The sequence below is a fragment of the Mesoterricola sp. JemC181 genome, assembly GCF_055384585.1.
This window is the reverse complement of the sequence record NZ_AP045076.1, coordinates 1-25,066: the sequence shown is the minus strand read 5'-3', so window position 1 is coordinate 25,066 and position 25,066 is coordinate 1. Positions and strand designations below refer to the sequence as shown.

General features: G+C 69.4%; 22 protein-coding genes. 13 read left to right on the top strand and 9 right to left on the bottom strand.

Features of this window, described 5'->3' with window-relative positions; all coding sequences use genetic code 11:
• Positions 1–113: 113 nt before the first annotated feature.
• Positions 114–1,163 (top strand): recombinase RecA, encoded by a 1,050-nt coding sequence (gene recA / locus ACZ5MC_RS00110; protein ID WP_306598216.1) that lies wholly within the window; start codon positions 114–116, stop codon positions 1,161–1,163.
• 110 nt (positions 1,164–1,273) lie between these two features.
• Here recA and ACZ5MC_RS00105 read toward each other — a convergent pair whose 3' ends face one another.
• Together ACZ5MC_RS00105 and ACZ5MC_RS00100 are read right to left on the bottom strand one after the other, a co-directional pair.
• Positions 1,274–2,572, bottom strand: a complete 1,299-nt coding sequence (locus ACZ5MC_RS00105) for a trypsin-like peptidase domain-containing protein (protein WP_464516796.1) — start codon at positions 2,570–2,572, stop codon at positions 1,274–1,276.
• Positions 2,572–3,756, bottom strand: a complete 1,185-nt coding sequence (locus tag ACZ5MC_RS00100; RefSeq protein WP_464516795.1) for a DUF1444 domain-containing protein — start codon at positions 3,754–3,756, stop codon at positions 2,572–2,574. The genes ACZ5MC_RS00105 and ACZ5MC_RS00100 overlap by 1 nt, the downstream gene beginning before the upstream one ends.
• Positions 3,757–3,885: 129 nt before the next feature.
• Here ACZ5MC_RS00100 and moaA point away from each other — a divergent pair, with 129 nt between their 5' ends.
• Both moaA and ACZ5MC_RS00090 read left to right on the top strand, forming a co-directional pair.
• Complete coding sequence (gene moaA, locus ACZ5MC_RS00095; RefSeq protein WP_306598213.1) at positions 3,886–4,893, top strand: GTP 3',8-cyclase MoaA; 1,008 nt, start codon at positions 3,886–3,888, stop codon at positions 4,891–4,893.
• Between the two features lie 30 nt (positions 4,894–4,923).
• Entirely contained in the window at positions 4,924–5,769 is an 846-nt protein-coding gene (locus tag ACZ5MC_RS00090) for a MurR/RpiR family transcriptional regulator (RefSeq protein WP_306598212.1), read from the top strand.
• On the opposite strand, the gene ACZ5MC_RS00085 is transcribed toward ACZ5MC_RS00090, so the two are convergent.
• Positions 5,756–6,196, bottom strand: coding sequence for a hypothetical protein (locus tag ACZ5MC_RS00085; RefSeq protein WP_306598211.1), 441 nt, complete (start codon positions 6,194–6,196; stop codon positions 5,756–5,758). The two genes, ACZ5MC_RS00090 and ACZ5MC_RS00085, sit on opposite strands and share 14 nt — an antisense overlap.
• Positions 6,197–6,333: 137 nt before the next feature.
• Between ACZ5MC_RS00085 and ACZ5MC_RS00080 the strand changes: the two genes are divergently transcribed.
• Positions 6,334–8,184 (top strand): putative bifunctional diguanylate cyclase/phosphodiesterase, encoded by a 1,851-nt coding sequence (locus ACZ5MC_RS00080; protein WP_464516794.1) that lies wholly within the window; start codon positions 6,334–6,336, stop codon positions 8,182–8,184.
• 115 nt (positions 8,185–8,299) lie between these two features.
• Entirely contained in the window at positions 8,300–8,575 is a 276-nt protein-coding gene (locus tag ACZ5MC_RS00075; protein WP_306598209.1) for an HU family DNA-binding protein, read from the top strand.
• 48 nt (positions 8,576–8,623) lie between these two features.
• On the opposite strand, the gene ACZ5MC_RS00070 is transcribed toward ACZ5MC_RS00075, so the two are convergent.
• From ACZ5MC_RS00070 to ACZ5MC_RS00055, 4 genes are read right to left on the bottom strand one after another with little or no spacing between them, the layout of a single operon-like run.
• Complete coding sequence (locus tag ACZ5MC_RS00070) at positions 8,624–10,042, bottom strand: NFACT RNA binding domain-containing protein (RefSeq protein ID WP_306598208.1); 1,419 nt, start codon at positions 10,040–10,042, stop codon at positions 8,624–8,626.
• Entirely contained in the window at positions 10,042–10,596 is a 555-nt protein-coding gene (locus tag ACZ5MC_RS00065) for a cysteine hydrolase family protein (protein WP_306598207.1), read from the bottom strand. Before ACZ5MC_RS00065 ends, ACZ5MC_RS00070 begins: the two co-directional genes overlap by 1 nt.
• A 20-nt stretch (positions 10,597–10,616) precedes the next feature.
• Complete coding sequence (locus tag ACZ5MC_RS00060) at positions 10,617–11,477, bottom strand: EamA family transporter (protein WP_464516793.1); 861 nt, start codon at positions 11,475–11,477, stop codon at positions 10,617–10,619.
• Complete coding sequence (locus ACZ5MC_RS00055) at positions 11,474–11,962, bottom strand: Lrp/AsnC family transcriptional regulator (RefSeq protein ID WP_306598205.1); 489 nt, start codon at positions 11,960–11,962, stop codon at positions 11,474–11,476. The genes ACZ5MC_RS00060 and ACZ5MC_RS00055 overlap by 4 nt, the downstream gene beginning before the upstream one ends.
• A gap of 73 nt (positions 11,963–12,035) precedes the next feature.
• Here ACZ5MC_RS00055 and kdsA point away from each other — a divergent pair, with 73 nt between their 5' ends.
• Positions 12,036–12,869 carry a 3-deoxy-8-phosphooctulonate synthase gene (gene kdsA, locus ACZ5MC_RS00050; protein ID WP_306598204.1) on the top strand — a complete coding sequence of 278 codons (834 nt, stop codon included), beginning with the start codon at positions 12,036–12,038 and terminating at the stop codon, positions 12,867–12,869.
• Here the strand turns inward: kdsA and ACZ5MC_RS00045 are convergent.
• Positions 12,866–13,723 carry a bifunctional 5,10-methylenetetrahydrofolate dehydrogenase/5,10-methenyltetrahydrofolate cyclohydrolase gene (locus ACZ5MC_RS00045; protein ID WP_306598203.1) on the bottom strand — a complete coding sequence of 286 codons (858 nt, stop codon included), beginning with the start codon at positions 13,721–13,723 and terminating at the stop codon, positions 12,866–12,868. The genes kdsA and ACZ5MC_RS00045 overlap by 4 nt on opposite strands.
• Positions 13,724–13,763: 40 nt before the next feature.
• On the opposite strand from ACZ5MC_RS00045, the gene nth reads away from it, so the two are divergent.
• Together nth and ACZ5MC_RS00035 are read left to right on the top strand one after the other, a co-directional pair.
• The gene (nth, locus tag ACZ5MC_RS00040; RefSeq protein ID WP_464516792.1) at positions 13,764–15,215 is read left to right on the top strand and encodes an endonuclease III; all 1,452 of its coding nucleotides are present in this window, start codon (positions 13,764–13,766) and stop codon (positions 15,213–15,215) included.
• On the top strand, positions 15,212–15,655 hold the full coding sequence (locus ACZ5MC_RS00035; protein ID WP_306598201.1) for a DUF1569 domain-containing protein: 444 nt from the start codon (positions 15,212–15,214) through the stop codon (positions 15,653–15,655). The genes nth and ACZ5MC_RS00035 overlap by 4 nt, the downstream gene beginning before the upstream one ends.
• A 24-nt stretch (positions 15,656–15,679) precedes the next feature.
• Here ACZ5MC_RS00035 and ACZ5MC_RS00030 read toward each other — a convergent pair whose 3' ends face one another.
• A complete protein-coding gene (locus ACZ5MC_RS00030; protein ID WP_464516791.1) occupies positions 15,680–17,407 on the bottom strand; it encodes a protein-disulfide reductase DsbD family protein in 1,728 nt (575 codons plus the stop codon).
• A 104-nt stretch (positions 17,408–17,511) separates the two neighbouring features.
• Here ACZ5MC_RS00030 and ACZ5MC_RS00025 point away from each other — a divergent pair, with 104 nt between their 5' ends.
• The 5 genes from ACZ5MC_RS00025 (at position 17,512) to ACZ5MC_RS00005 (ending at position 25,055) form a co-directional block, all read left to right on the top strand.
• Positions 17,512–17,847, top strand: a complete 336-nt coding sequence (locus tag ACZ5MC_RS00025; RefSeq protein WP_306598199.1) for a 6-pyruvoyl trahydropterin synthase family protein — start codon at positions 17,512–17,514, stop codon at positions 17,845–17,847.
• The gene (locus tag ACZ5MC_RS00020; RefSeq protein WP_464516790.1) at positions 17,844–19,586 is read left to right on the top strand and encodes a polysaccharide deacetylase family protein; all 1,743 of its coding nucleotides are present in this window, start codon (positions 17,844–17,846) and stop codon (positions 19,584–19,586) included. The genes ACZ5MC_RS00025 and ACZ5MC_RS00020 overlap by 4 nt, the downstream gene beginning before the upstream one ends.
• A gap of 35 nt (positions 19,587–19,621) precedes the next feature.
• The gene (locus tag ACZ5MC_RS00015) at positions 19,622–22,231 is read left to right on the top strand and encodes an FtsK/SpoIIIE family DNA translocase (RefSeq protein WP_306602302.1); all 2,610 of its coding nucleotides are present in this window, start codon (positions 19,622–19,624) and stop codon (positions 22,229–22,231) included.
• Positions 22,228–23,619, top strand: a complete 1,392-nt coding sequence (locus ACZ5MC_RS00010) for a C45 family autoproteolytic acyltransferase/hydolase (RefSeq protein WP_306598197.1) — start codon at positions 22,228–22,230, stop codon at positions 23,617–23,619. The genes ACZ5MC_RS00015 and ACZ5MC_RS00010 overlap by 4 nt, the downstream gene beginning before the upstream one ends.
• A gap of 395 nt (positions 23,620–24,014) precedes the next feature.
• Positions 24,015–25,055, top strand: coding sequence for an IS630 family transposase (locus ACZ5MC_RS00005; protein WP_306602277.1), 1,041 nt, complete (start codon positions 24,015–24,017; stop codon positions 25,053–25,055).
• The last annotated feature ends 11 nt before the right edge of the window (positions 25,056–25,066 follow it).

Here is a 25,066-nt window from a genome sequence, read left to right as displayed (position 1 = left end):
GTGCCGGCCCGGAAAAAAATTCTTGTTTTTTTCGCTTTTCGCCCCCATTCTTGGGTAGCCGGTCCCGGACCGTCCCCCTTCGTGAATCCCCCCTTCCGTTCCCCGGAGCTTCCATGGCCACTGCCAATGATCAGGACGACCGCCTCAAGGTCTTGAACCGCACCCTCGCGGACATCGAGCGGGCCTTCGGCAAGGGCTCGATCATGAAGCTCGGCGAGCAGCTCAACATCGACGGGATCGACGTGATCTCCACCGGGTCCATCTCCCTGGATTCCGCGCTGGGCGTGGGCGGCGTGCCCAAGGGGCGCGTGGTGGAGGTGTACGGCCCTGAAGCCAGCGGCAAGACGACCCTGGCCCTGCACATGGTGGCGCAGGCCCAGAAGAAGGGCGGCCTGGCCGCCTACATCGACGCCGAGCACGCCCTGGACCCGGACTACGCCCGCAAGCTCGGCGTGGACATCGACAACCTGTTCATCAGCCAGCCCGACAGCGGCGAGCAGGCCCTGGAGATCTGCGATCAGCTGGTGCGCAGCGGCGCCCTGGACATCATCGTCATCGACTCGGTGGCGGCCCTGGTGCCCAAGGCCGAGATCGACGGGGAGATGGGCGAGATGCAGGTGGGCCTCCAGGCCCGGCTCATGAGCCAGGCCCTGCGGAAGATGACCGCCTCCATCAGCCGAACCAATACCTGCGTCGTCTTCATCAACCAGATCCGCATGAAGATCGGTGTGATGTTCGGCAACCCCGAGACCACCAGCGGCGGCAACGCCCTGAAGTTCTACGCCTCGGTCCGGCTGGACGTGCGCAGCATCCAGAGCATCAAGGGCAACACCGGGGATCCCCTGGTGGCGGCCAAGGACGAGGATTCCTCGGTGGTGGGCAAGAAGACCAAGGTCAAGGTCGTGAAGAACAAGGTCGCCCCGCCCCTGAAGATCGCGACGTTCGACATCATGTATGGCGAAGGCATCAGCCGCATGTCCGAACTGGTGGAACTGGGGACCCAGCTGGAGATCATCCAGAAGAGCGGCTCCTGGTACAGCTACAAGGACTCGCGCCTGGGCCAGGGCGCCGACAACGTCAAGAAGCTGCTCGCGGACAACCCCGAGCTGGCCGATGAAATCGAGGCTCTGATCCGGGCGAAGATCGGATTGAGGCCCAGCTAGCAGCCAGCCGGGATTCCGGCGGGCGGGTTCCTATCCGGTGCGGGGGGCATCGGGTGGGGAACCTCCGCCTGTCGGAATCTGGTTGGCTGCCTTTGGGGGAGGCGGCACCTTCAGGGATTCAGGTCCTGCTCCATTTCCGGCGCCAGGTCCCTGATGCGGGCCAGGGCCCTCTCGGCCTCCTCAGGCTGCCTCGCGCGGATGGCGACCCTGTAGAGCTCGCCCCACCACTCCGCGCGGAACGGCTCGTAACGGAGGGCCAGACGGTAGTGGGTCATGGCCGCGGGCAGCCGGCCCAGGCTCAGCTCGCAGTAGCCCAGCCGCGCCCAGGCGATGGCCTGGTCACCCTCCAGCTGGAGGCCGCGCTCGAGCGCCTGTGCGGCCTCTTCATAGGCGCGGGTGTTGACCAGGCTGGACCCCAGGTTGAGCCAGGCGAGGCCATAGCCGGGGTCGGCCTCCACGGCCCTGCGGAAGGCGGCATGGGCTTCCGGAAAGCGGTTGAGGGTGTCCAGTTCGGCGCCGAGGTTGTTCCAGGCCCTGGCGTGGCCGGGGGCCAGGGTCACGGCGCGGCGGTAGGCGGCCAGGGCGGACTCGCGCAGGGCCGCGTCCTCCGGTTCCCGGCGCAGGCTCTGGTCCAGGGCCGTGCCCCGGCCGAACCACGCATCGGGGCTGTCCGGGGATTCCCGCACCCACCACCGGGTGAGGTTGCTCCAGTTGGCCTCATTGCCCGGGTCCTGCTGCATCAAGTCCCCGAAATCCACCAGCAGCCGGTCCACCACCACCAGGGGGCAGGCCAGGCCCGGCGCCCCGGAGCGGTCCTGGATGAGGGCGAGCACCCAGTCCACGGGCACCGCGAAGTCGACGCCTGCGTCCCGGAACAGGGAGAAGGTGGTGATCCCGGCGAGCCGGCCATCCTCCGTGAACAATCCGCCCCCACTGGAACCGGGTCGGTTGTGGGTGTCGGTCTGGATGAGGCGGTCACCGCGGAAGGTCCAGAGGGCGGTGATCCGGCCCGGTTCCGTGCGAACGCCCAGGCCGCCAGGATAGCCCAACGCCTGGACGGAAAGGCCGGTGCGCAGGGCGCCCGGGGCGATGGGAACCGCTGGGGGGAGCGGCAGGCCCGGAAGGCTGAGGAGGACGAGGTCCCGGTCGGCTGCGAGGCACAAAGCCTCCGCCTGCCAGGAATGCTCGCCTTTCAGGACCCGGATCCGGTAGGCGTTCTTCACGACGTGGGCGTTGGTGGCCACGAAGCCCTGGTCGAGGACGACCCCGCTGCCCTGCTGGAACTGGCCGGGGGCCGTCTCGGCCTGGACGAGGACGACGCTCTTGGCCGCCTGGTCCAGGGCCGGACTTCCCGTCTGGGCGCCCAGGCGGATGGCCAGGACGAGGAATGCCAGCGCCGTGCGGAGCATCAGTCGTCGTTCTGGACGCCCAGACTGAGGCCCCGGAGGTGGGCGGGCACGGGACTGGACGCCTGGGCCGAAAGGGCGCCGGGGTTGGCCTGGCTGGCAAGGGCGGCGGTGCTCTGCCGGGCGGCGGGGGCCGGATTGGCGCCCTTGATGAGGGAGGCCATCTGCTCTCCGGTGGCGAAACACTCCAGGCGCTCGAGCTCAAGGGCCGTGGGGAAGCCTTCGTACCGCAGGCGGCGCGGTCCCCAGATGTCCACGGCGGTGCCATGGAGGGAACTGATGCGCGGCAGGGTCTGCCGGAAGTAGATGCCAAGGGGCTTTCCGTTGGCTGCGATGAAGGCGATGAGGTCGGTCTCGGGCAGCAGGGCGGGGGCGCCCTCCTGCCAGGTGGCCAGGCTCACGGAGCGGCCCTGCTGGGTGCGCAGGAGGCCCATGGGCGCGGGCACGCCCAGGCTGGCCGGTAGGTGGGGCTCCTGGGCGCGGTAGGCCTCCGCGAGGTCGCCCTGGCGGAGCTCCCGCTGGGGCTGGGCGATGGGGTGGGGGTCCTGCAGGTTGGCGGGGAGGAGGTGGTGCTCGACCTGCTGGTAGATGGTGCCGGCGATGCGGCGGCCGGGACCTGCCAGGCCGGCCGCGATGCCTTCCAGCAGCTTGGGCAGGATCACCTGGGGCGCCAGGAGGAGGCAGTCCTCGTTGGGCACGGCCACGAACGTGTTCTGCCCCGTGAAGAGGCCCGCCCACAGCTCGGGCAGGAGGATGCGGGCGGCTGCCTGGCCGTCGTCGAACTCACCCTTGTAGATGCCGGAGGGGAGGCGCTTGAACGGCTTGCCCTTGGATTTCTCGCGAAGCTGGTCCATGGCGCGCTCGGTCACATCCTCGGCGCTCATGCCCCAAATGACGAGCCAGGGGGCGGGCATGACCTGACCGCACACCCGGATGCGCAAGGCCAGACCTTCGATGTGCGGTCGGTAGTAGAAGCCATCCCGTTCCGCCATCCAGAGGGGCACGATCTCCGGTTGAAGGTCGTACTGGGCGTCCAGCCAATCCGGCGGAAGCGGCCACCCGCCGGCGAGGTTGGCCGCCAGGGCGTCTGCCCAGTGGCTGCGTTCCTCGCCTTTCAGGTGCAGGAACTCGCCCTTGAAGGGCTCAAGGCCGGGCGTATCCGCAGGAATGCCACGTGAGGCAAGCACTTCGTCGAGAGAGGGAAGGGGCGTGCGATCAGGGGAGGAGAAGAACCGTGAAAAAAATGCCATGTGTTTCCCGGGGTTGAAGTTCCATTTTGACCAAGTTGGCATGCCGCTTTGCCGTAATCTGGATCCATGAAGGCCTTGGACTCCCTGGACCGGCCGATGAGGGCCCTGCGTATATCGGTGACAGACCGGTGCAACTTCCGGTGCCCGTATTGCATGCCAAGGGACAAGTTCGGCTCGGACTTCCAGTTCCTGGAACGGAGGGAAATCCTCACCTTTGAGGAAATTATACGCCTGGCGCGGCTCTTTGTCTCTGCGGGGGTCGAGAAGGTCCGGCTCACGGGGGGGGAGCCCCTGCTCCGGCAGGACCTGCCGCTCCTGGTCGAAGGGCTGACCGCGATCGAGGGTCTCCGGGAAGTCACTCTTACGACGAATGGTTCATTGCTTTCGGCCCAGTCCGAGCCGCTGCGCAAGGCGGGCCTCCACCGCATCACGATGAGCCTGGATACGCTGGATGCGGACAAGTTCCACAGGCTGTCCGACGCGACCGTGCCTCTGGGGCAGGTGCTGGAGGGTCTCCGCAGCGCACGCGACGCGGGCTTCGGGAACATCAAGCTCAACTGCGTGCTCAAGCGGGGCGTGAACGAGGAGGACATCCTGCCCCTGGCGGACTTCGCGCGGGAGCAGGGGCACAATTTGAGGTTTATCGAATTTATGGATGTCGGAACCGGGAACGGCTGGCAAATGGACAGCGTAGTCCCCTCCGCCGAGGTCGCCGCCCTCATCGGCGCGCGCTGGCCCATGGAGCGGGTGCACGCCCTGGACGCCGGTTGCGTGGCCCGGCACTACCGCTATCTGGACGGGAAGGGCTGGCTGGGCCTCGTCTCCTCCGTGACGGAGCCGTTCTGCGCGGGCTGCGACCGGGCCCGGCTCTCTGCCGAGGGGTCGCTCTACACCTGCCTCTTTGCGTCCAAGGGCCTGGACCTGAAGACGGCCCTGCGGGCCGGCGCGGACGACTCGCAGCTGCTGGGCCTGATCCTGGAGCGGTGGCGGGTGCGGGACGACCGCTATTCCGAGCTGAGGACCCAGGGCACCGTTCCGCGGACCCGGGTGGAAATGTTCCATATCGGCGGGTGAAAAATTTTTTCCGCCTGATAGTCTAGGTGCATGATCACCCCCAAGAACTCCCTGGTAGCGAGGATCCACGGTGCGAGGGGGCTGTCTTCGAGCCAACGCCGGATCGCGGACTGCGTGCTGGGGCGCATGGGCGAGGCGGCCTTCTGGGGTGTGGAGGAGATGGCCGAACGCAGCCAGTCGAGCGTGGCCACGGTGGTTCGCTTCGCCCAGAAGCTGGGATACTCCGGCTTCATGGAACTGCGCCAGGCCCTGGTCGCCCAGGCCAAGAAGCGCTCCTATGGGGGGGAGCGGCTCCTCCAGGCGCCGGAGGAGGCCGCGGCCACCCTCCTGGAGGTGGCGCGGCGGGACGTGCAGAATATCGAGCAGATGGTCCACGGCGTGAACGAGCAGCTGCTGCAGGACGTGGTGCGCAGCCTGCGGGAGGCCCGCCACCGGGTCGTGATCGGCCGCGGCGTGTCCCAGCTCATGGCCAGCCAGCTGGCCTACCTCCTCACCCAGGCGGGCCTGCCCACCGTGGAGGGCAGCCCGGCCGACTTCGCGGCCCAGGCCTCCAACCTGGGACCCGAGGACCTCCTGGTGGCCTTCAGTTTCCACCCCTACTCCACCGAGACCCTGGACGCGGCCGGCTATGCCCGCAAGCGGGGCCTGCGGATCCTGGCCTTCACCGACAAGCTGGGGTCACCGGTCACCCGGCTGGCGGACAACACCATCCCGGTCGCGGGGGAGAACCTGCTCTATTCGCACAGCATGGCTGCCTTCTCGGTGCTCGCCCACGGCATCGCCACGGCCCTGGCGGCCAGCGACCGGGACCAGGCCATCAAGCGCGTGCGCGAGGCGGACCGGGTGGCCCGCCCCCAGTTCGTCAAAGACGAGTGAGCGCCTCCTGCAGGCAGGCCTCCCACACCTCGTCCGAAGCCTCTTCCAGGTAGAACTCCACGGCATTGCCTGCCGGGCGGGCCTCCGCGTGGGCCGACCAGTCGTCGAACAGGGCATCCAGGCCGCTGCGGTCGAGGGCCTTGTCGCGGTCTCGGTGGGATTTCCGGATCCGGTCCGGGTCCGGGCCCTTCAGGGAAAGCCCGTGGCGGGGCGAGGCGTGGAAGGTGAAGACGGAGGACCAGGTGGCGCCGATGAGCTGGTTGAAGTGGAGGAAGGCGCCGTGATTGGAATTGGTGGTGGTCAGGCTCCGCCGGGGCCCGGTCCACAGCGCCGTCCAGCGCAGGAGGATGGCTTCGGCGCGCTTGCGTTCGGAGGGGTGCTTGAGGGCACCCTGGGCCTTGCTGAAAAAGAAATTGATGTCTTCCAAGATCTACGCTCCCCTGCGGCACCGATGCTGTCGTAAATTATGCTGGAAAGAATCCACCCTGGAAGGGGAATCGACCCGAGGCGGGCATTCCCCACCCATTTCTGCCGGAGGGCGTAGGACCTTGAGGGAATTTGGGCATGCTCGCTCCTGAGCCGCTGCTGGGCATTCGGCCCTGGGGGATCGCGTCCGCCGGGCTCCTAGCGGGGGCGGCGCTCTGCGCGGCGGGCTGGGCCATGCTCCTCCGGGCGCGCCTCCACGAGCGGGAAAACGCCCGCCAGGCACGGGTCGCCGAGGAGGAGCTCGAGGCCTACGTGGACCTGCTGCCCATCGGCGTGCTCACCATCGACACCCGGGGCGTCCTGGTGCTCTGCAACCTCACGGCGCCGAACCTGCTGGGGATCAGCAGGGAGGCTCTCCAGGCCGTGGCCTGGCGCAACCCGGAGTTCGCCATCATCGACGCGAGCGGGGACGGCCTGGAAGCGGAGGAACTCCCCTGGAACAAGGCCCTGGCCGACGGGCGCCGGGTGCCGGGCGAGGTGGTGGGCATCGAGCGGGCGGATACCGGCGACTGGGCCTGGCTCTCCGTGACGGCCCAGCCGCGCTGCAACGCCGACGGGGTCCTGGTGGAGGTGATCTGCACCCTGGAGGACGTGACCCAGCAGAAGACCACCGAGGTCGAACTGACCCTGCAGCACCTGCGGGACAGCCTCACCAGCCTGCCCAACCGGGCCCTGTTCATGGAGCGGCTGTCCCGGGCCATCATCCGCTCGGACCGCAGGAAGTTCTTCTCGGCGGTTCTCTTCCTGGACCTGGACCGCTTCAAGGTGGTCAACGACAGCCTGAGCCACGAGGCCGGCGACAAGCTCCTCATCCAGGTGGCCAGCCGGCTCCGCGGCTGCCTCAGGCCCGAAGACACCGTGGCCCGCCTGGGCGGCGACGAGTTCGTGGTGTTGTTCGAGGACATCACCAGCATCAACGACGGCCTCACGGTGGCCGACCGCATCAGCCACGGCCTGAACGCCCCGTTCAACATCTTCGGCCAGGAGGTGTTCACCACCTGCAGCATGGGCATCGCCATCAGCTCCAGCTCCGAGACGCTCCCTGCCGAGCTGCTCCGGGACGCTGAAGTGGCCATGTACCGCGCCAAGGCCAAGGGCGAGGGCTCCATCGAGATCTTCGACCCCAGCATGAACGCGAAGGCCCTGGCCCGCTTCCAGATGGAGGGCGAGTTGCGGCGCGCCCTGGAACGCGGGGAGTTCATCCTCCACTACCAGCCGGTGGTGGGGCTGGGCACCGGCCGGATCGAGGGCTTCGAGGCCCTGGTGCGGTGGATCCATCCGGAACGGGGCCTGGTCCCGCCGCTGGAATTCATATCGCTGGCCGAGGAGACCGGGCTCATCGTCCCCCTGGGCAAATGGGTGCTGGAGGAGGCCTGCCGCCAGGCCGGGGCGTGGAGCCGGGCCTTCCCGGCGGATCCGCCCCGCCTCATGAACGTCAATATCTCCGCCCGCCAGTTCCAGCACAAGGACCTCATCCCGACGGTGCTGGAGGCCCTCCGGGCCGCGGACATGGCGCCCGGAACCCTCAAGCTGGAAATCACCGAAAGCATCATGATGCGGGATCCCCTGGCGTCCCTGGAGGCGATGAAGACCTTCAAGAGCCTGGACATCCACCTGGTCATCGACGATTTCGGCACGGGGTACTCGTCCCTCAGCTATCTGAAACGGTTTCCGGTGGACACCCTGAAGGTGGACAAGTCCTTCGTGGACGGGCTGGGCAAGGACCCCGAAAGCACGGCGATCGTGGCCGCCATCATCTCCCTGGCCCGGTCCCTGGGCATGCGGGTGACGGCGGAAGGCATCGAGACGGTTGAGCAAATGATGCATTTGCAGCAATTGTCATGCGACCAGGGCCAGGGCTACCACTTCTCGAGGCCCCTGGCCCAGGACAAGGCAGAGGAACTGCTGGCGCGGGACCCCCGCTGGTGACGCATCTTTTTTGGAATGAACCTTCCCTTGGTATCTGTCACCTGATATTAATGTTGCACTCCCCGTGCTCTACAGGTCTAAGCTATCTTCATTCCTTCCAAAGACTGAGGCGTTCATGATCAAAATCGACATCGCCGGAACCTTGATGCAGACACTTCCCGTGTCGAAAGCCACCGCGCTGCAGGTGGTGGACCTCCTCACCGACCGGATGAAGAAGGCCCTCCTCGACGGACACCGGATCGAGATCCGCGGCTTCGGCGTGTTCGAGCCCCGGCCGCGCAAGCGCGGGATGGGCCGCAACATCAAGACCGGCGCCAGCGTCGACATCCCCAAGGGCAGGAGCATCCGCTTCAAGCCGGGCAAGGATCTGCGCGACATCGAAGTGGGCTGAGGCGCACCGGGATGGCCGGCGGGTCGAGGGCCGGGCGGAGCCTCATCCCTATTCCTTCGGATACACCCTCACGCTCTTCCACTGCTTGAGCAGCACCTTGCCGGGGGGGAACCCGCGGGGCTTGGAAACGTCCGCGGCCCTGCAGTAGTGGACCTCCACCTTCCCGCCGTCCCGCGCCTTGCTGAAGAAGGCGGCCAGTTCGGCGGCGCGCTCCACCACGGCCCTGGGAAACTCCGAGATGCGGTCGGGGTTGCGCACCACCACGTGGCTGCCGGGCGTACTGGCCACGTGGAGCCAGAGGTCCAGGGGCGCGGCCACCTTGAAGGTGAGCTGGTCGTTGTCGGCATCGCCTTTGCCGATGAGCACCTCGAAACCGTCCACCATGACGGAGCGGAAGGCCCGGCCCTTGCCGTCGTTCCTGGCCGTCTCTTTCTTCTCCATGGGCTTCCTCGCGCGCTGGGGGGGCTTTTCCGCCGGGGGCGGGGCGGCCTCCTTCTGTTCAAGTTCCAGGAACTGCCTTCGCACTTCCCGCTCCAGTTCCTCCACCCGGGCGACGCCGCGCTCGGCGCGCTTGACGGCCGCGAACCAGATCTGCACGGCGTCCTCGGCGCGCCGCCCCTCCGGAAGGGGCACCTCGGTGCCGTCCAGGAGCGTCGCCTTGAGGGTGGTGCCCTTCAGGCGGTAGAGTTCGGCCGAGAGGGCGGTGGCCTTGGCCCGGTGCTCCAGGCCGGCGCGGTGCTTCTCCCTGTCCGAGGCCAGCGCGGCGCGATACCGCTCCAGCCGCTTGCGTTCGGCGACGAGCTTGCGGTCCGTGCGGGCCTGGCGGGGGGCCAGGACGATGCGGGCGGCGCGCTCCCGGGACCAGGCCAGGTGCCTTGCCAGGAGCGTGCCCTCGCCGGGGAGGATTCCGGGGACCGTGCCGTCCAGGGCGGCCTGGAGGCCGTCGCCGTACAGCTCCTTCCAGCGCAGGAAGGCGGGGGGCTCCAGGCGCGGCTCCGGAGCCGTCGGCGCGATGGCCTGGCCCAGCCCCATGCGGGCCGGGTTGAGGTCGAGGCCGTCCAGGCGCAGCCCGGCCCGGCCCGGGAACGCCTGGAAGGCCATTCGCGCGGCCTCGATTCGGCCGGTGACGGCCCTCCGGCGGAAGATGAGGCCCACCCAGCGCTCCCGGGGGTCGCCTTCCACCTCGGTGAGGCGGGCGCCCTTGAGCTCCTGGCTCCAGCGCCGGGAGAGGTCCCCCTTGGCCTCGGCCTTGAGGTGGGCGTAGGCCTCGTCCTTGTCGTGGAGGAGCCAGAGCTCGGGCGAGGGGTTGAGGAGGAAGATCCAGGCCAGGCCCGGCTCCAGCCCGGCCCGGCGGTCCGGAGCCCACTGCAGGGCCAGGGCCCGGGGGGAGCACCAGGCGTTCTGAACGGCGCTTTCACCGGCCTGGAGGCGCGCGCAGGCCAGGGCGAGGAGGAGGGGGGCGTCCATCAGAGCAGCTGCAGGATGGCCTCGGTGGGCAGGACCATGGCGAACTCGCCGTGGAGTTCCGTGAGGCCGGTATCGTGCAGCACCTGGGCGGGAATGGTGTTCCCGTCCATGTCCTCGAGGTCGAAGGTGGCGCAGGCGTCCCGCACCACGACGGTCTTGAAGCCCAGGTCGCAGCTGAGGCGGGCGGTGGTGGATACGCAGTGGTTGGTGGTGAACCCTGCGATGACGAGGCGGTCGATGCCGCGCTCGCGCAGGTGCGCCTCGAGGTCCGTGCCCACGAAGGCGCAATGGGCGTTCTTGCGGAACTCCGCCTCTCCGGGCAGCGGGGCGGTGCCGGGCTTGAACCCGTTGCCGGGCTCGCCGGGGAAGAGCGGGGAATTGGGGTCCCGGCTGTCGTGGCGGACGTGCACCACCGGCATCCCCTGGGCCCGGAAGGCGGTCGCGAGCGCCACCTGGTTGGCTTCGGCCTGGGGGTTGTTGCGCTGGCCCCAGTAGGGGTCATCGAAGGCCAGCTGGACGTCGATGAGGAGGAGGGCGGTGCTCTTGGGCAACATGGGCCTATCCTACTCCCATTTCACGCGTTTTCCGCGGGCACGGGGCGGGCCTGGAACTGCACGATCGCGACGCTGGCGAGGATGACGGCCATGCCCGCCACCAGGCGCGGGCCGAAGGGCTCGCCCAGGAAGGCCGAGCCCAGGAGCACCGCCACCAGGGGGTTCAGGTAGGCGTAGGTGCCCATGCGGGTGGGGGGCCACACCTTGGCCAGGTAGGCGAAGGCGCTGAAGGCCACCACCGACCCGAAGACCGTGAGGTAGCCGACCGCAAGGGCCGCCTTGAGGGTGACGGGCGCGTGGAGGAAGCCCCCGGTGAAGGGGACCAGGAGCAGGGCCAGGAGCCCGCCCGCGCCCATCTGCACCGCCACCTGGCCCAAGAGGCCGCGCCCCTTCACGTGGCGCTTGCCGTGCAGGGTGCCGTAGGCCCAGGTCACCGTGGCCAGGAGGATGGCGGCGATGCCCCCGGCGTGGAAGGACGCCTGCCCCGGCCGGGACAGGATGACCACCCCCAGGAGGCCCAGGCCCAGGCCGCACCACCGCCGCAGGCCCAGGGCCTCACGGCCCATGAGGCCGTAGAGCAGGGGGGTCATGGAGCAGAGGATCGCCGTCACGCCGCTGGCCACGAAGCCCTCCGCCCAGGTGACCAGGGCGTTGGAGCAGCCCAGGAGGAGCACGCCCACGAAGGCCAGGTGGGGCAGGTCCCGGAGCAGGGGCAGGTCCTCGCCCAGGAGCCGGGAGAGGCCGAAGGCCACGGCGCCGCCCAGCAGGTAGCGGGTGGCCACCATGCCGAAGGGCGTGAAGGACGTTATCCCCAGGGCGATGGCGAAGTAGGTGGAACCCCACACCACCGCGCAGACCGCATAGGCGATCCAGGCCTTCACACGATCTCCGAGGTGAAGGGGGAGGGGCCGATCTTCTCGAAGTAGGTCTTGAGGACCATGGTGGTGCGGGTGGTCACCTGGGGGCCCAGGGTCTTGATGCGCCGCAGGCGCCCGTGGAGGTCCAGGGGGGTCTCGGCCACCACCTTGAGCAGGAGCCAGTCGGCGCCCGCGGTGCTGTAGGCGGCCAGCACGTCGGGCTCGGCCTCCAGGGCGTGCAGGAAGCGGTCCTCGGCGCCCTCGTCGCCGCCGGAGTGGAAGCGCACCGCCACGAAGGCCACGCAGGGCTTGTTCACGGCCTCGGGGGTGACGTTGGCGCTGTAGCCGGCGATGACGCCCTCGGCCTCCAGGCGCTTGATGCGGTCGATGACCGTGGGCCGGCTGACCCCGAGGCGCTCGGCCAGTTCGGCGTGGCTGATGCGGCCCTCCTTCTGGAGGGCTGCCACCAGGCGGCGATTCAGATCATCCGTGATCAAACTCTTGGACATGGCCCCGCTCCTGAGACAATAGGTTCTCATACCTGGGGTCCGAAGGGTCCCAGCCAGCGGGATCGAGGCGACCATGGATTTCAACCACCCCCACACCGACCGCAGCTTCTTCCTCATCGCGGGGCCCTGCGTCATCGAATCCCGGGACCACGCCCACTTCCTGGCCTCCCGGCTGCAGGACCTGGCCGATTCCCGGGGCATCCCCTTCCTGTTCAAGGCCAGCTTCGACAAGGCCAACCGCACGTCCCAGGACAGCTACCGGGGCACCTCCATGGAGGAGGGCCTGGACATCCTCTCGGAGATCCGCACCCGCCACGGCGTGCCCGTGCTCACGGACGTGCACGAGTCCGCCCAGTGCCCCCTGGTGGCCTCCGCCGTGGACGTGCTCCAGATCCCGGCCTTCCTGTGCCGGCAGACGGACCTCCTCCTGGCCGCCGGCGCCACGGGCCGCGCCGTGAACATCAAGAAGGGCCAGTTCCTGGCGCCCTGGGACCTGTCCCACGCCGTGGAGAAGGTGCGCGGCGTGGCCGGCCACGGCCCGGTGTGGGCCACCGAGCGGGGTTCCAGCTTCGGGTACGGCAACCTGGTGGTGGACTTCCAGGGCTTCCCCCACCTGCGCCGCACGGGCTGCCCGGTCATCTTCGACGCCACCCACAGCGTCCAGAAGCCCGGCGCCCTGGGCAAGACCACCGGCGGCGCCAGGGAGATGATCCCCACCCTCGCCCGGGCCGCGGCCACCGCCGTGGACGGCTTCTTCTTCGAGGTCCACGAGGACCCGGCCAAGGCCCTCAGCGACGGCCCCAACGCCATCCGGCTGGACGATTTCGGGGCGCTATTGGACCAGGTGCTGGAGGTGTGGCGCGCGTCCAGGGCCTCGCTGCTGGCGGATCCGGCAGGAAGGAGCTAGACTCCGGCGGCGTACGTGAGGTTCAGCAGGGCCATGGCCCGGGTGACCTTGCCCACGCTGTTGCGCCTGGTGTTGGTGTACTGGATGCCCTTGGCGTCCAGGGCGTCGTAGTCGAAGTTGCCCTGGTGGCTGAGGTCCACGCAGAGGGCCTCGGGCTTGATCCAGGCGGTGGGGATGGAGTAGCCGTCGGCGGGCACGGCGCTCACGATGACGTCGGCCATCTTGATGAAACCCTCGAGGTGGGCCGGGTTGGTGTGGTGGTGGCAGAGGATGGGGGTGGCCTTGAGGTTGGCCACCATGGCGGTGATGGGGCGGCCGATGCGCAGGCTGTCGTTGATGCAGAGCACGGTCTTGCCGTCGAAGTAGTCGCCGCCGAAGCCGCGCTTGATGACCTTGATGACGGCGCGGCCGGTGCAGGGCACCATGCACACCCGGTCGATGCCCTCGGACATGCGCTTGCGGAACTTGTTGAGGTAGCCGATGTTGATGGAGTGCAGCCCCTCGATGTCCTTGCCGGGGGCCACCAGGTCCATGATCTCGTCGTCCCGGAGCTCGTCGTAGCGCAGGGGGTAGAAGATGAAGATGCCGTTGGTGCCGGGGTCCTGGTTGAGGTGGGCGATGAGCTTGACCACCTGGATGCCGCTGCCCACCTCGTGGATGGAGGGGCGGATCCCCAGCTCCTCGCAGTCCCTTACCAGCAGGTCCCGGTAGAGGACGCTGCCGGGGTCGTTGCTCCCCAGGATCACGCCCAGTCCGGGCGCGGAGCCGAGCTTGTGGATGTTGGATTTCACCCGGTCCCGGTAGTGCTGGGCGGTCTCCACGCAATCGAGCTTGCCAGTGGGCTGGAAGGTCATTCGGCACCTCGCCCTGATTCTAACGGGTTAAGCTGGTGGCATGGCAAGGAAGGCCCCCTCCAACTCCCCCCTTTCGGACCGGCTGAAGGCGGCCTACCCCGACGCCCGCTGCGCCCTGGACCACCTGGACCCCTTCCAGCTGGTGGTGGCCACCGTGCTCAGCGCCCAGTGCACGGACGCCCGGGTGAACATCACCACCCCGGCGCTCTTCCTGCGGTTCCCGGACGCCGCGGCCATGGCCGCGGCGGACCTGGAGGAGCTGGAGGGGCTCATCCGCTCCACCGGGTTCTTCCACAACAAGGCCCGGAACCTCAAGGCCATGGCCATGGCGCTGCTGGAACGGCACGGCGGCGTGGTGCCCGACACCCTGGAGGCGCTCTCGGCGCTGCCCGGCGTGGGGCAGAAGACCGCCAACGTGGTGCTGTCGAACGCCTTCGGCATCCCGGCCCTGCCCGTGGACACCCACATCTTCCGGGTGGCGCGCCGCCTGGGCCTCTCCGAGGGCAGCACCCCCGAGAAGGTGGAGGCCGACCTGTGCCGCCGGTTCCCCCGGGAGGAGTGGATCGACGTGCACCACCAGTTCATCCTCCACGGCCGGCGGGTGTGCGACGCGCGCAAGCCGGACTGCGCCGGCTGCGTTGTGCGGGACCTCTGCCCCACCGGCATGGGGCGCATGGCCGACCCCCACACGGGGCGGACGCTGGGTTCGGCCGCCTCCACCGGCAAGGCCGCGCCCGCCGACGCGCCAGCGGCCCTGAGCGCGGGCCCCATGCGCATCATCTCCCTGGTTCCCAGCGTCACGGAGCTGCTGACCCAGTGGGGCCTGGCATCGCGCCTGGCCGGGCGCACCACCTTCTGCGTGGAGCCGCCCTGGATCCGCAACACCGTTCCCCCCATGGGCGGCACCAAGAACCCCGACCTCCCCCGCATCCTGTCCCAGCGCCCGGACCTGGTGATCCTGGAGCGGGACGAGAACACGCTGGAGGCCGCCCGGGCCCTGGAGGCGGCCGGCGTGCCCCTCCTGGTGCTGGAGATCCGGTCCCTGAAGGACTGCCTCCGGGCCTTCCGCCTCCTGGGCGATGCCGTGGGCGCGCCCGAGGCCGGCCGGGCCCGGGAGGCCTCCCTGAAGGCCCTGCTGCGCCCCGTGCGGAAGAAGGGGCGCCGGACCCTCACCCTCATCTGGAAGGACCCCTGGATGAGCGCCGGCCCCGACACCTACGTATCGGACCTGGCACGCCAGGCGGGGCTCCTCCCCGTGGGCCCGGACCGCTACCCCGTGCTGGCCGACGCCGACCTGGAGGCCCTGGCGCCGCAGGTGGTGCTGCTGCCCAGCGAACCCTACCGCTTCACCCGCCGCCACCGCGACGAGCTGGCCCGGCGCCTGGGCGGCGCCGAGGTGCGCCTGGTGGACGGCAGGGCCTTCACCTGGTACCTCAGCCGGACGGAAGACGCACTCAGGCAGCTTCACGATCTCCTGGAGGCCACGCCATGAAGAACTTCTTCGAGCACAGTGTCCAGGCCGGCCTGCTGAACCGGCTCCAGGCCCTGCAGCCCTCCGCCCCCGCCCTGTGGGGCCGCATGGACGCCGCGCAGATGCTGGCCCACTGCACCGGGGCCATGCGCATGGCCACCGGGGAACTGCCCGTGAAATCCGGCCTTCCCGCCCTCTTCGGCTGGATCTTCAAGCGCCTGGCCTACAACGACACGCCCTTCAGGCCCGGCGCCCCCACCGCCACGGAGTTCCGGATCGTGGAACCGAAGGAATTCCAGGTGGAGAAGGCGCGCTTCCTAACGCAGTTCCACACCTTCTCCGCGGGGCCTTCCGCCATCGGGGACGTCAAGCACCCCTTCTTCGGGACCCTCAGCCAGGACCAATGGGGAAGGCTGCTGTTCAAGCACCTGGACCACCACTTCCGGCAGTTCGGCATCTAGCCTGTTTCCAATTGCGTGGAGCTCCTAGCCCTTGAGGAACTTCAGCATCTCGCCTGGCTTCTGGAAGCCCATGGAGCGCCGGAGCTCGCGCCCTTCGGCATCGAGCAGGATCACGGTCGGGTAGCTGCGGATCTGCAGTTTGCCGGCCAGGTCCTTGCGGACCCGGTCCGTGTCGATGCGGATGGCCACGGCGTTCTCCCGGATCCAGGAGGCCACGGCGGGATCGGGCCAGGTGTTCTCGTCCAGTTCCTTGCACTGGGCGCACCAGTCGGCGTAGATGTCCACCAGGACCACCTTGTTGCCTGCCCTGGCCTTGGCCAGGGCGCCTTCCAGGTCCTGTTCGAGCCAGGTCTGGGTGGCCCCGGCGGCCGGCGCGGCCGCGGCGGGGAGCTTCAGGTCCAAGCCCGCGGCCGTGGCGAGCACGCCCAGGAGGACGCCGATGGCCAGGGCCAGGATGCCCAGGCCCTTGCGCACCCCGGCGGCGAGGGTCGCGGCGGGCTGGAACGCCCCCAGGAAGGAGGCGGCGATGAGCAGCACGAGGCTCCAGAGGGCGAAGTCGATCCACAGCGGCAGGATCAGGCGCACCACCCACACCGCGAAGCCCAGGACCAGGAGGCCCATGAACTGCTTGAGCTTCTCCAGCCAGTCGCCGGACCGGGGCAGGGCGGCGGTGAAGGTGCCCGTGATCACGAACAGCACGCCCATGCCCAGCGAGAACGTGAACAGCTCGGCGGCGCCCAGCAGGACATCCCCCTTGAGGGCGATGGCCAGGAGCACGGTGCCGATGACCGGGCCCACGCAGGGCGCCGACAGGGGCCCCAGCACCAGTCCGACCAGGAACGCGCCCAGGAAGCCCTTGCGGGAGCCGCTGCCCTGGAGCCTCTGCTGGAGGGCGTCGGGGAGGCGGATCTCGAAGGCGCCGAAGAGGCTCAGGGCGAACAGGCCGAAGATGACGGCCACCGGGACGAGGAAGGCCGGCCTCTGGGCGAAGGCGCCGAAGGCCGCGCCGGTGCGGGCCGCCACCACGCCCAGGGTCGTGTAGGTGACCGCCATGCCCAGGACGAGGGAGATGGACAGGGCGAAGCCCCTGGCCTTGCCGCCCCCCTTGGCCCCGATGACGGCCATGGTGATGGGGATCATGGGGAACACGCAGGGGGTGAGGGAGGCCAGGAGCCCCGCGGCGAACACGCCGAGGAAGATCAGGAAGAGGTTCTCCCGGGAGGCGGGGGCGGGGGAGGCGGCGGGGGCCGGAGCCGGAGCGGGCGGGGCCGGGGCCTTCGCTTCGGCCGGCGGGACCGGAGCGGGATCGGCGGCCGCGGGGGCCTTGCCCGCCAGGGCCGGGATCTCCGTGGCCTTCACCTTCAGCACCTTGTCGGTGGGCGGGAAGCATACCCCGCCCTGGCCCTCGGTGCAGGGCTGGTACTCCACCACCAGCTCCACGTCGCCCTTGAGGCCCTCGCCGGCCACGGGGATGACGACCCGGTCGTGCCAGATGCCGTCGCCCAGTTCGTCCTTTTCCCTCGTCGGAGGCATGGGGCCGGCCTTGAGGGTGCCCTTGGCGCCCTCCTTGAGGGCCACGGACATGAAGGAGGCCTTGAGGTGCGCGCCCTGGGGCACGGTGACCACCACGGCGCCCTTGCGCAGGACCACCTGGACGTCCCGCTCGGGATCGAACCCCTTCAGGGACTGTGCCTGGACTGCGCTGCAGGCCATGAGCAGCAGTGCGGTCAGGAATGCTGGCAACCCGCGCATCCATCCTCCAACGGGCCGGCAGGCCCACCCTCCATGATGCCAGCGGCGGGCGGGCCCGGCCATCGCGAGGATTTCAAGGGGCGGGAACCTGGATAGAATGGGACATGGGGACCTTCCTCCAATCCGTCCGCCGGCCCTTCGTGGCCGACCACTTCCACGACCTCCCCGGGTTCGTGGAGGCCCGCCACGGCCACAACTGGGAGGCGGAGGTGGCCTGCGCCGCCGGCGAGGACCCGGGCCCGGCCCTGGACGCCTGGGTGGCCCGCATGGACTATTCGCTCCTGAACCAGCAGGAGACCCTGGCCGGCCGGAATCCCACCGCCGAGCTCCTGGCGCAGGACCTCTTCCGCTGCCTGGAGGCCGCGGGCCTCGGCGTGGCGCGGGTCAAGGTGCGGGAAAAGGCCAACTACTGGGCCTCCTGCTCCCGGGAAGCCCGGTGAGGGGCGGGCCGGCCTCCGGCTGCCTGCGCCTCGCGCCGGTCCTTGCGGGGCTGGCCCTGCTCCATTGCCGCCGGGAGCCGCCTCCGCCGCCGCCCCCTCCGGCCCCGTCCATGGCCCTGGTGCTGGACCCCTGGAGCTGGCACTTCGTGGGTGGCCTGGTGGTGATCACCGGCGAGGTGGAGGATCCCGTGGAGGTGACCCTCAAGGGCACCACCCTGAACGAGACCCGGTCCCTGCCCTTCGGCCCCGTGCGCTGGGAGCTGCTCCGGCCGCCCCCGGGCGAGGTCGCCGAGCTGCGGGCAGGCGGCAAGCTGCTGATGAAATTCGAGTTCGACAAGACGCCTCCGCCCCGGACCCGGGCGGCCGCGCCGGTGCCCATCCCCGAGGCCGCGCCCCAGCGGTCCGGCCCGCCCCCGGCTCCGGGCCGCCCCGCCGCGGCCCCCGTGGCTCCGCCCCCCGAGGCCCTTCCAACCCCTGCCCGGCCCGCGGCCCGGCAGGAACCTGCCCGTCCGGTTCCCACCCCGGCGCAGCCGCCCGCGTCCACGCCCGGTGCGGCCTCGGCCAGGCCGCCTGTACGCCCGGAACCCGCCCGTCCGGCCCCCTTCCCCGTCCAGCCTCCCCTTTCCGTGTCCGGAGGCGGCGCCCAACGTTCCCAGGTCCCGCCGCCGCCCCGCCCCCAGGCCGTGCCGGTGGCTCCGCCCCAGGAGAAGCCCTCCCCCGTCCGCTCCACGGGAACCCTTCCTGCCCGGCCCATGCCGACCCAGCAGGCGCCCCCGGCTCCCGCGCCCGCACCCAGGCCCGCCGCGCCCACCCAGGCCCCGCCCGCGCAGCCCCCGCCGCCCAGGCCCCGCCTGGAGCCGCCGCCGAACCCCAAGGTGCCGCCCCGCGTGGCCCCGGCCCCGGTGATCGTCGCCCGTTCCACCTCCAACGTGCCCGCCACGCCCTCCCCCTCGGCCAAGCCCGCGGTGCCTCCCCCGGTGAAGCTCCCTGAAGCCTCCGCCTGGCCCGGGGCGGGCGAAGGCGCCAACGTCCTCCGAGGTCCCAAGGGGGACCGCCGCATCTGCATGACCTTCGACGGGGGCTCCACCTCCGAAGTGGCGCTGGACGTGCTGGACGCCCTCAAGGCCCGCAACATCCGCACGACGATCTTCCTCACGGGCGACTTCATCCGCAAATACCCGGACCTGGTGCGGCGCATCGACCGGGACGGCCACGAGATCGGCAACCACACCCTCACCCACCCGCACATGGCCCCCGGCATGCGCCGCGATCCAAGGTGGACTCGCGAGCGCGTCCAGCAGGAGCTGCTGGACGCGGACCGGGCCCTGTTCCGCCTGCTGGGGCGGCCCATGGACCCCGTCTGGCGCGCGCCCTACGGGGAGCACACGGCCGAGATCCGGAAGTGGGCCGAGGAGCTGGGCTACCGCCACGTGGGCTGGAGCGAGGGCGCCGACACGCTGGACTGGGCCACGGTCAAGGAACGCAGGCTCTACCGCACCGGCAACGCCATCCTGGACAAGCTGCGGGCGCGCATGGAGAAGCAGGACGGGGACGGGCTCATCGTGCTCATGCACCTGGGTTCCGGCAGGCCCAGCGGCGACCGCCCGGGCCAGGTGCTGGGGCCCTTCCTGGACCGGGCCCTCCAGGACGGCTGGCACTTCGTCCCCATCGGCGACTACGTGAAGGGCCTCGGCAAACCCAGGTGGGAACCCGTCCGGCGCGTGGCCCTCCTGCGCTAGACTCAGTATCCATGACCGGAGGAAGCGTGAAAGGTATGGGCAGGATCCTGCTCAGAGTTCTGGCAGGGGCCTTCGCCCTGGTGATGGGTCTGTCCCTCCTGAGCTACCATCCGCTGGATCCCCACCCCTTCTCCCAGGGCGGCGTCGGCATGCCCATCAACAACCTGTGCGGCACCTTCGGGGCCCTTCTCGCCGGGACGCTGCAGACCCTGGTGGGCGCGGGCTCCTGGCTCGTGCCGGCGTACATCCTCTGGGAATGCTTCCCCTCGGGCGCCACGCTCTGGCCCCGGCGCATCGCCTGGGCCGCCCTGGCGCTCTCCGTGTGGACGCTCCTCGGGGGTCTGGGGCCCCGCCTCTGGCACGGGGACGCCTCGCAGGTCATCGCGCTGCGCTGGGGAGGCTGGCTGGGGCAGACCCTTTGGCCCCCCTGCCGCAGGCTGCTGGGGCCCGTGGGGCTCCCGCTGGTGCTGGCGCTGCTCATCGCGCTGGCCGTGATGCTCCTGGCGCCGGTGCTGGCGCGGAGCGCCGGGAACGTGGTCGCGGGCTGGCTCGGGAAGAGCGCCCTGCCCTGGTTCAAGCCGCTGCCCGCGAAGGGCGCGCGCAAGTTCATCGAGATGATCAGGCGCCCCTTCCTGCGCGTGTCGGCCCAGCGCGACGTGCCGGACCTGGACGCCCAGGACGCGCTCGACATGGCCCGGGAATCGGAACGCCACCGGCAGGAGCAGGAGGGCATCGACGCCATGGCCCGCGCCGTGGAGGCTTCGGCCTCCTACCGCAAGAACAACCGCGGCGGGGACCTGGACCTCCCCGTCATCCATTCGCTGCACCTGGACGTGGGCCCCGAGGACATCCCCGAGGATCCGGCGATCCTCATCGCCGAGCGGTACGGAACCCCGGCCGAACCCCTTCCGCCCCCCCTGCTCCTGCGCAACCTGCCCCCCCCGCCCCCGCCCAAGGCCCCCCTGGTGGCCCCCAAGGTGGAGAAGGACGCCTACGGCCGCGTGATGGAGCAGCAGCCCCTGGGCCTCACCGAGCCCACCCCGGTGCACCCCCTGCCGTCCCTGCCCGCGCCCAGGCCCAAGCCCAAGCCCGCCCCGTCCAAGCCGGCCGCGCAAAAGCCCGCGCCCGAGGAGGATGCGGGGCCCGGCATCGTGGACCGCCTGGAACTCCCGCCCAGGCGCCTCTTCGACCCGCCCCAGGCCGAGCACCGCCAGGACATGGCCCTGCTGGAGGCGACGCGGGCCCTGGTGCAGGCCAAGTTCACCGAGTTCAAGGTCAAGGGCACGGTCACCGGCCTCCAGCCGGGTCCGGTGGTGACGGTCTACGAGTTCCAGCCGGATCCCGGCGTTCCCGTGGCCAAGGTGCTGAGCATGGAGGAGGACCTGGCCCTGGGCCTCCAGGCCGAGAAGGTCCGCATCGACCGCATCCCGGGCCGCAACCTGGTGGGCATCGAAGTGCCCAACCGCCACCGGGAGGTCATCAGCTTCCGGGAGGTGGTGGACAGCCCGGCCTTCCGCGACCCCTCCCAGAAGGACGCCCGCAGCCTGCTGACGCTGGCCCTGGGCAAGGACATGGCGGGCCACCCCGTGGTGGCCGACCTCGCCAAGATGCCCCACCTGCTCATCGGCGGCTCCACCGGCAGCGGCAAGAGCGTGGGCGTCAACGCCATGATCTGCTCCCTCCTGCTCCGGGCCATGCCCAGCGAGGTCAAGCTCATCCTGGTGGACCCCAAGATGGTGGAGCTGGGCATCTACGAGGACATCCCGCACCTGTGGGCCCCGGTGGTCACCGACATGAAGGAGGCCGGCCGCGTCCTGAAGTGGGTGGTGTCCCAGATGGAGGACCGCTACAAGCGCCTGGCCCTGCTGTCGGTGCGCAATCTCGAGGGCTTCAACGCCAAGGTCGTGGAGGCCGGAGGCCAGATCGACATCAGCGACCGCACCCCGAACCCGCGCTGGCCCGAGCGGCCCCCGGTGCTGGAGCACCTGCCGTACGTGGTGGTGGTCATCGACGAGCTGGCCGACCTCATGATGGTCTGCCGCGCCGAAGTGGAGGAGAGCATCGCCCGCATCGCCCAGAAGGCCCGGGCCGTGGGCATCCACCTCATCCTCGCCACCCAGCGCCCCTCCGTGGACATCGTCACCGGCGTGATCAAGGCCAACCTCCCCAGCCGCCTGAGCTACCGCGTGAACACGAAGATCGACAGCCGCACCATCCTGGATTCGGGCGGCGGCGAGCAGCTGCTGGGCAAGGGCGACGCCCTCTTCCTGGCCCCCGGCAACGCGCGCCCCAAGCGCATCCACGCGCCGCTGCTCACCGAGGAGGAGACGCTGCGCCTGGTGGAGTGGCTCAAGGAGCGGGGGCGCCCCGACTACAACCGGGCCCTGCTCTGCGCCATGGAGACCGAGGACGAACTGGCCCTGGGCGGCACGGAGGAGGTGGCGTCCGCCGGCGACGACATCTACGACCGGGCGGTGGCGGTGGTCAAGCGCGAGCGCAAGGCCTCCACGAGCCTGCTCCAGCGCAAGCTGAACATCGGCTACGGCCGCGCGGCCCGCATCATCGACCGCATGGAGGACGAGGGCATCATCGGCGGTGACCGCGGCGCCGGCAAGCCCAGGGAAGTGCTCGCAGGGGAGGAATGAGAATGCGCATGCTGCTGGCTTTCGCCTGCGTCCCGCTCCTGGCGGCGCCGCTCACCGACGCCCAGAAGGCGCTCTGCGCCAAGGGGAGCCGCTTCGAGCGGGCCGGCTGGATCTACCTGCACCTGGAGGGCGGGCCCCGGGCCCGGGGCTTCCAGCACGGGTACCTGCTGGCGCGCGAGATCGAGGGGGGCATCAACTCCATCCGGAAGGGCTGGGAGCGCCAGACCGCCACCCCCTGGGCGGGCCTGGTGGAGAAGGCCAGGGCGTTCTTCGTGCCCGGCATCGACCCCGAGAACCTCGAGGAACTCGCCGGAATGGCCGAGGGGCTCGGGGCGGCGGGCGTCGCCACCACCCGGGACGAGCTCGCCGTCTACAACGGCTCCACGGAACTCTCCGGCTACTGGTGGCCCCAGGAGCTGGCCCGCATCCGCGACGCGAAGCCCGAGCCGCACGTTAAGGAATCCTGCAGCGCCTTCATCGCCATCGGTTCCTACACCGCCGGCGGCGGGCTCGTCATGGGCCACAACAACATGAGCGGGTACCAGGACCCCCAGACCAACCTGGTGCTGGACATCGTGCCCGACAAGGGCCACCGCATCCTCATGCAGGGCGTCCCGGGCTGGATCCACAGCGGCACCGACTTCTTCGTCACGGACGCGGGGCTCGTGGGCACCGAGACCACCATCGGCGACTTCCAGCCCTACGAGGCCGGCGGGATCCCGGAATTCGCCCGCATGCGCCGCGCCACGCAGTACGCCGACGGCATCGACAGCTGGTGCGCGGTCATGAAGACCGGCAACAACGGCGGCTACGCCAACGCGTGGCTGCTGGGCGACATCAACCGCAAGGAGATCGCGCGCCTGGAGCTGGGCCTGCGCTACGTGGGCTTCGAGCGGAAGACGGACGGCTTCTTCACCGGCTCCAACATCGCCGAGGATCCGCGGATCCTGCGCTTCGAGACCACCACCCGGGAGACCGACATCAACGCGTCCAAGGTGGCCCGGCGCCTTCGGTGGCGCCAGCTCATGGCCCAGCACCGGGGGAAGATCGACGTTACCCTCGCCAAGGCCTTCGAGGCGGACCACTGGGACGTCTCGCGCCGGGAGGAGCACCCCGGGGGCCGCACCCTCTGCGGCCACTTCGAGCTGGAAGCCGAGTCCCCGGGGGATGCGCCCTTCGATCCCTCGGGCACCACCGACGGCAAGGTCCTGGACGCGGCCATGGCCCGGCGGATGGCCTTCGCCGGGCGCTTCGGCAGCGCCTGCGGCATGCCCTTCGACGCGCCGAAATTCCTGGCGGACCACCCGCAGTTCGAATGGCTGACGGGTATCATGCCCAGCCGCCCCACCCAGCCCTGGGTGGAGTTCAAGGCCGGCGAGACGCGCTAGGAGCCTGTCTACGTAATAGGAGGCCCCGCGACGGCGCCCAGAAGCGTGATTATCGAGCGCAAGGCCCGCAGGAGGATTAGGTCAATCCTTCAAGGGACTTGCACACGATAAGCGCGCTTCTGGGCGCCGCCCTTCGGGTGATGGCAGCGGGGCCAGCAACTCTGCGTCAGGCTCGTCAACCGCAGTCCCGCTGCGGCTTTCCTCGCCTTCCTTGATTTGCTAGCCCCGGTGCCATCATCGCGGGGCCTCCTATTACGTAGACAGGCTCCTAGTGTAGGCCGCCAGAAATACCTGTAACGCCAATACAGCTCGTCGCATCCAAGCGGCAGGTGAGAACTTTGGCGCAAGTGGGGCGAGTTGATCTAACTGTGGAGCAATTCAGACGCCTTGAGGAAATGGCGCGGAGCCGGACCTTGCCTGCGCGCAGCGTCCTGCGGGCCAAGATTGTTCTTCATCGAGCTTCTGGCGAGTCCTTTCGTGACATCGGCCAGGCTTTGGGCTGTGATCATCGGACTGCTTGGCAATGCCTCAAGCGATGGGAGGAAGCGGGCTTCGATGGCCTCGAGAGGGAACGCCCAGGTCGAGGCCGGAAGTCTTGGGTGATTGCTTTGAAGGGGCAAGAGGTGCTCCATAAGACGACGCAGGAACAGCCCGTCAATGCCACGCACTGGAGCCGGGCCTCCATGGCGCAGGCCACCGGGGTGAGCGAGAGCACGGTGGGACGCATTTGGCGTCAGAATGGCCTCAAGCCGCACCGCACCGTTGGTTTCAAGTTAAGCAACGATCCTCATTTCGAAGAGAAGTTGGTGGACATCGTGGCCCTGTATCTGGACCCTCCGGAGCATGCCATCGTGCTGAGCGTAGATGAGAAGAGCCAGATTCAGGCCCTGGACCGGACTCAGCCTGGCCTACCGATGAAGAAGGGTCGCTGCGGCACCATGACGCACGACTACAAGCGCAATGGAACGACCACCCTCTTTGCGGCCATGAACACGCTGGATGGTACGGTGATCTCGGCCACGATGCCACGTCATCGCCATGAGGAGTGGCTGAAGTTCCTCAAGCGGCTTGAGCGGGGTACGTCGAAGCGACTCGCTCTGCACATCATTTGCGACAACTACGCCACCCACAAACATCCGGCGGTCAAAAGCTGGTTGAAAGGCCATTCGAGGGTCCACGTTCACTTCACCCCCAGCAGTTCATCGTGGTTGAACATGGTGGAGCGATTTTTCCGGGACATCACGGAGAACCGCATCCGAAGGGGTATTTTCAGATCCGTCCCGGAACTCGAAGCAGCGATCCACACCTATATCGCGAGACACAATGCCGCTCCGAAACCATTTGTTTGGACCGCGTCCGCGAACGATATCCTCGCCAAGGTGACACGAGCACGGCAGGCCCTCGCGGCCATTCGGACGGCCTCTGCCAAGGGTTGACGGCGAACCTG